General features: G+C 64.0%; 8 protein-coding genes. 4 read left to right on the forward strand and 4 right to left on the reverse strand.

What is annotated here, in order from left to right; translation table 11 throughout:
• The first annotated feature begins 174 nt into the window (after positions 1-174).
• Genes QT222_RS06280 through QT222_RS06295 form a run of 4 tightly spaced genes read left to right on the forward strand, consistent with a single transcriptional unit; the run spans position 175 to position 3,077 of the window.
• Positions 175-618 carry a hypothetical protein gene (locus QT222_RS06280; protein WP_491476666.1) on the forward strand — a complete coding sequence of 148 codons (444 nt, stop codon included), beginning with the start codon at positions 175-177 and terminating at the stop codon, positions 616-618.
• Position 619: 1 nt separating this feature from the next.
• Complete coding sequence (locus QT222_RS06285; RefSeq protein ID WP_004056675.1) at positions 620-1,336, forward strand: DUF7546 family protein; 717 nt, start codon at positions 620-622, stop codon at positions 1,334-1,336.
• A complete protein-coding gene (locus QT222_RS06290) occupies positions 1,333-2,763 on the forward strand; it encodes a hypothetical protein (RefSeq protein ID WP_491476667.1) in 1,431 nt (476 codons plus the stop codon). The genes QT222_RS06285 and QT222_RS06290 overlap by 4 nt, the downstream gene beginning before the upstream one ends.
• On the forward strand, positions 2,760-3,077 hold the full coding sequence (locus QT222_RS06295) for a DUF7410 domain-containing protein (RefSeq protein ID WP_491476668.1): 318 nt from the start codon (positions 2,760-2,762) through the stop codon (positions 3,075-3,077). Before QT222_RS06290 ends, QT222_RS06295 begins: the two co-directional genes overlap by 4 nt.
• Positions 3,078-3,097: 20 nt before the next feature.
• Here the strand turns inward: QT222_RS06295 and QT222_RS06300 are convergent, their stop codons facing one another.
• The 4 genes from QT222_RS06300 to QT222_RS06315 form a co-directional block, all read right to left on the reverse strand.
• Positions 3,098-3,328 (reverse strand): hypothetical protein, encoded by a 231-nt coding sequence (locus QT222_RS06300; protein ID WP_004056672.1) that lies wholly within the window; start codon positions 3,326-3,328, stop codon positions 3,098-3,100.
• 81 nt (positions 3,329-3,409) lie between these two features.
• The gene (locus QT222_RS06305; protein ID WP_491476671.1) at positions 3,410-3,640 is read right to left on the reverse strand and encodes a hypothetical protein; all 231 of its coding nucleotides are present in this window, start codon (positions 3,638-3,640) and stop codon (positions 3,410-3,412) included.
• A gap of 17 nt (positions 3,641-3,657) precedes the next feature.
• Positions 3,658-3,918, reverse strand: a complete 261-nt coding sequence (locus QT222_RS06310; protein ID WP_491476669.1) for a cytochrome C oxidase subunit IV family protein — start codon at positions 3,916-3,918, stop codon at positions 3,658-3,660.
• An 11-nt stretch (positions 3,919-3,929) separates the two neighbouring features.
• A partial coding sequence (locus tag QT222_RS06315) for a cytochrome c oxidase subunit 3 (protein ID WP_491476670.1) occupies positions 3,930-4,726 on the reverse strand: 797 nt, incomplete at its 5' end.

The following is a 4,726-nucleotide window of genomic DNA, read 5'->3' on the forward strand; positions in this document are numbered from 1 at the left end:
CGCCTGCTGTTCGTCACTCATACACGCTACGTGACTCGTGCGACCCTTAAGAATCACGTTTCGCCGGCGGGACGTTTCGACACGGACGCCCATCGTAAAATCGACCCCGAGACCCTGTGTGCGGCGAATCGTTTATATCAGTGTCAATAGTTATAATACTAGTGGTGTGTTCACATGGCACAGACAGTCTTGTTCGTCGGGTTTCTCCTCGCGGTCGTACTGCTGGCGCTCATCGTGCTCTTCACCGCTCGGGGGTGGCGGCACTACACTGTCAGCGCCGTTTCTGCCGGAGGCGGTCCGAGTCAAAGCACCGACAGGCAGTGGTCTGACGACCCGACGGTACTGTCGCTCATCTTCCTGCTCGTCGCGCTCGGCTTCGGCGCGGTTGCAGTGTTGTTCATCGGCGGAAGCGGAATCCCAGAGGGAGTGACGAACGCTGCGGGCACCACTCTCATCGTCGCTACGGTCACCGTCACCGTTGCCTACCTCTTTTACGGGACGTACCACGCCGCACGGGGAAGGGGGCTAAAGCGGTCACAGGCGGCGCTCGCGGGGTCGTGGGTACTCGGATTACTGTTCACTATCGGCGTCACACTCCGACTGTTGGGTCTTCTCTGAGATGGCACTACCCTACAGCAGTCGCACCGACGCTCGACAGATTCCGACGGCGTGGTGGCTCGCGGTACTCGGTTGGTTCGAAGTACTCGCCGTCGCCGCGTACCTCCACGCCGCGCCAGTCCGTGTGGACAGTCTGCGATACGTCCTCTATCCGTTTATCTGGATAAACGTCGGCGTCGTGGCCGTCCTCTGGACGGACCTCCCGAAAACAACCCGCCGCGTCCGACTCGGTGCCGGGGCCGTCGCCGCCGCATACTTCCTCGTGCTCGCGTTTCTCGCGGGGTTACTCTCCGTGAACCTCGGTGCACTCGTTGGTGGTGGGCACGTTCACACCGCCGGACGCGTCGCTGGTCACGCCGCAGGCTGGCAGTTCTCGCTCGGTGCGCCGGGATGGGGGCCGCGAGTCGGCTACGCCGGGGAGGTCGTGTCCGCAACCTTCGTTCCCTACCGCGTCGTCGGCTACCTCGCGCTCTCGTACCTCGTCTACGCCGCCGTCCTCGACACGGCTCGGACAGCGCTTTCAGGTGCGTTGGGACTGGTATCGTGCGTCGGATGTACGTTCCCGCTCGTCGGCGGTCTCGCTGCGGGCTTGGCCGGCGGAACTGGCATCGTGAGCGCACTTCGCGCCCTCTCGGTCGACGTTTCGACAGTGGTGTTCGTTGTTGCGGTGGCCGCGCTCGTGTTCGGACCAGCGGCGATGGGACGGTCACAACGATGAGTCGCAACCCGACATCGTGGGCAGCGTCACGGTCAGCAACGAATTCGGTGCTACAGCGCGTTCTCACCGCGCTCACGGCGCTGGTGGTTTCGCTCGTCTTTCTCGTCCAACCGGTTGCTGCGCACGCTGGGTCGCTCGCCGGGTCGCTCCAGTCCGCTCCCGCGCCGTTCTGGCTCGTCGTCGTCTCCGGCGGCGGCGTCGTCTGCGTCTCGTTTCTCCTCTCGGCGTTCGTCACTGACGATGAGACACTCGACGTGTTCACCCGATTCGGCGTCCGCGTCGACAGGTCGGTGAAATTTGTCGGAGCGGCAGTCCGCCTTTTCGGAGTCGCTGCACTCGTTGCCGTCATCGGATTCACACTGGTTGGACCGACCGTTGCAATCGCAAATCTCGGCGTCCTGCTCGTCTGGGTCGGCTGGTGGGCGGGGTTCACCATGCTGACGTATCTCGTCGTGGACGTGTGGCCGCTCGTGAACCCGTGGCAGACGCTCGCGTCGGTACTGCACCGCCGGGTTCGGGCGGTCCGTCGCGCGTCCCACCCGTATCCGTCTCGCATTGGGACGTGGCCGAGCGTCGTCGGACTGCTCGGACTCGTCTGGCTCGAAGTCGTCAGCCCGCTCGCCGCGAATCCGCGGTCGCTCGCGGCCGTTGTCATCGCCTACTCCCTCGTGACCATCGTCGGTGCGGCCGTCTACGGTGATTCGTGGTTCCAACACGTCGACCCGGTAGCTCGCGTCTTCCGATTGTACGGTCTCCTCGCACCGGTACAACGAACCGGCGAAGGACTCTCGGTTTCCTTCCCCGGGTCGTCGCTGGCGCGCTCTCGGGAAAACATGGGCACCGACGACGTGGCGTTCGTCGTCGCGCTCCTGTGGGTGACGACCTTCGACGGGCTGGTCTCGACCGTCGCGTGGAGTCGTGTCCTCGACGCCGTGGCACCGGTTCCGGCGTGGGCCGTGAATTTCATCGCCATCCTCGCCGGCTTTCTCGCGTTCTTCGCCGGCTACCGGTTCGCTTCTCGCACCGCTCGGCGAAGCGCCGACACGTACGTGACGGCCGAGTTCATCGCCGGATGGTTCGCACCCGCGCTCGTCCCCATCGCGGCCGGGTACCATCTCGCGCATTTCCTCGGATACGTTGTCGGTCTCGCACCGGCGCTGGCGACGGTCGCGCTCAGCCCACTGTCGCCGCCGGCGAATATCTCGGTTCTCACCGTGCCTGCGTGGTTCGGCGGCCTCCAACTCGCGTTCGTCGTACTGGGACACTTGCTGTCGGTCTGGGTGGCGCACACCCGCTCGTTTGACGTGTTCCCCGGTCGGCTGCAACCACTCCGAAGCGAGTATCCCTTCGTCGTCGTCACGGTCTGCTACACGATGGCGAGTCTGTGGGTCGTCGCTCAGCCAACCGTGGGGGGTGTCGCAGGATGAGTGCACACGATGGCAGGCCGTCGTCGGCCGACGAGCATCGCCGAGCGGTCAGCCCAGAAACAGCCGTTCCCGACGACGAGACTCCCGCTGCGACCTGCCCGTACTGCGGCCGCCCGTTTCGACAGGCTCGGCTTTGCGACCTACACGTCGGTGAGATGCACGAACAACGTTCCGAGGAAGAAGACGCCGCCTACCGAGACGCCGTCGAGGCCGAAGACGAGGACCTCTTCCGGTATCACCTGAAGGTCGCCGGCGCACTGGGGGTTGTCTTCACGGCGCTGTTTCTGCTCGCAGTCGTCGGCTTCAGTCTGTGAGTCGAGCGGCAGTACGGTATTCACGCCTCCATCTGTTCGTGCTCGTGTTCACCGGCCGTCCCCGACTCGCCCGATGGCTCGGGCAGGCGCATCACAACCGCGGTGAGCACGCCGACACCAACCAGTGCGATACCGCCACCAATCGCGATTATGAGTTCGGATGCACCGGCCGCCTCCGAGATGAGAAGTACTGCGAGTCCGACGACGACAGCACCGAACGCGATTGCGAGCGCGAGCGAGTTCTGTTTCATGTTCAGTGTTACCATTCCGATGTCAAAGAAAGTATGCGCGTTTGCGGGACAGCGTGGGGGATTCGAATGCGATATCGTCGGTCAGGCAGTATTTTCGCCGCCTCTCGCCGCGGCAACGACCAGCGCGAACACCGCGAGTGCGATGACGAAACCGGGGCCGACGACGAGCGGTTCTGTGAGACGGCCGGGGACGACGCGGGTCATCATGACAGTCACGCCGACGCCGACGGGGACCGAAAACAAAAGCGCGTAGGCGACTGCGACGAGCGTCGGCGGCGAGTGGTCGGCGTCAGCGTCGGCACCGGCGTCCAAATGGTTCCCGGACACGGTTACAGGAGCGAGTACGATGCCGCGAGGGTGAGCGCCAACGCCGCCGCGAGACCGATACTGACGAGGTACGTCAGCGAGCGCGGTTCGAAGCGGAGGTGCTGGAAGTACGCCGCGACGAGCACCGCCTTCCCCACCGAGAGGACGATGATGATGCCGAAGGCCGTCCAGTAGTTTAGCCCCGCGAACTCGACGAGCACCTGAATCGTCGCCGAGACGAACAACACCACGTAAATCGCCGTGTAGAGTTTTGTTGACACCATTTTCGGTTACCTCACAGGATGTAGAACAGCGGGAAGAGGAACAGCCAGACGATGTCGACGAAGTGCCAGTAGAGACCGAAGTACTCCACCGAACGGCTGTCTTCGAGGTACGCGCCTCTCCATGCGCGTGCAGTCAGATACAGTGCGATGACGAGTCCCGCGATGACGTGGGCGGCGTGAAGCCCGGTCGTGAGGAAGAACGTCGAAGACCGGACGTTCGTCGAGAGCCAGATTCCCTCGTGGAAGAGGTGCTGCCACTCCAGTCCCTTGTTGACGAGAAAGCCGATGCCGAGGACGAACGTCGCTCCGAGGCTCGTCACGAGAGCCAGCTTGTGTTTCTTCTCCGCCGCGACGAGCGCGAGCACGACGGTGAAACTGCTCGTAAGCAGGATGTAGGTGTTCACGAGTCCTGGTATCGGGTCCGACGGAATCGGCTCCCATCCGGTCCAGCCGAAGGCGAATCGGGTGAAGACGTACGCCCCGATGAAGCCGCCGAACAGCACCACGTCGGAGGCGAGGAATATCCACATCCCGACTTTGCCGTTGTCGATGCCGGAGAAGGGCCACGCCTCTCCTTCCTCGAAGACCGGGCCGTGGAACGGCTCTAAGCCCATGGCGACGAGCGACCCGAGCGTGACGCCGCCGCCGACGACCGCCGTGGTCGCGTAGGCTGCGCCGGTCATGCCGGTTGGGAACGTCGCTTCTTGGAGCGGCGAAAGCCCGAGGAGGACGAGGAACGCACCCAGTGAGAGCACGAACGGCCAGATACTCGCGTGGCTCGGCCCCTCGACATCGGCTGTCTCCATCG

The sequence above is a fragment of the Haloferax sp. s1 genome, assembly GCF_058382125.1.